A 593-nucleotide genomic window follows, 5' to 3' on the forward strand; every position below is an offset into this window, starting at 1 on the left:
CAGATCGCCGACGCCGTCGCCGTTGCTGTCCTGGAAGGAGCGGACCAGCACCTCGTAGAAGACGGCGCGTTTGAACCAGTCGGGGTCGCGGTCCTTCGCGGGCGTGTCCTCGAAGGTGTCCGGAACGGGCTCGTTGACGCTCATCGTGTGGGTGACCCTCCGATCTGCGGGGTGGACGGTCGCAGGACGCTGAGGACGTGCGCGGGACGGATCCCCGGTTCGAGTCGCACGTAATTCGTCCTGCCCCAGTGGTAGGTCTCGCCGGTGAGCTCGTCGCGCACCGGCACCGACTCGTGCCAGTCCAGGCCGAGTTGCGGCATGTCCAACGAGACCGTGGCCTCCTGGGTGTGGTGAGGGTCGAGGTTGACGACCACCAGAACCGTGTTCGAGCCGCTTCGCTTCGAGTACACGATCACCGCCTCTTGGTCGGCGTGATGGAAGTGCAGGTCGCGCAGTTGCCGCAGTGCCGGGTTCCCCCGTCGGACGGCGTTGAGTCGTGCGATCAGCGGGGCGATGCTCCGGCCCTCCCGCTCGGCCGCCGCCCAGTCGCGAGGCCGCAACTGGTACTTCTCCGAGTCCAGGTACTCCTCACT

Annotated in this window: 1 protein-coding gene; it reads right to left on the bottom strand. The window is 67.1% G+C overall.

All coding sequences use genetic code 11. The annotated features are described in order from the left end of the window. Positions 1-140 precede the first annotated feature (140 nt). Positions 141-593: DUF3459 domain-containing protein (locus ACSLTV_RS36150; RefSeq protein WP_432140198.1), on the bottom strand; the 453-nt coding region annotated here is incomplete at its 5' end.

The organism is Streptomyces sp. bgisy159, assembly GCF_965341775.1.
GTDB lineage: Bacteria > Actinomycetota > Actinomycetes > Streptomycetales > Streptomycetaceae > Streptomyces.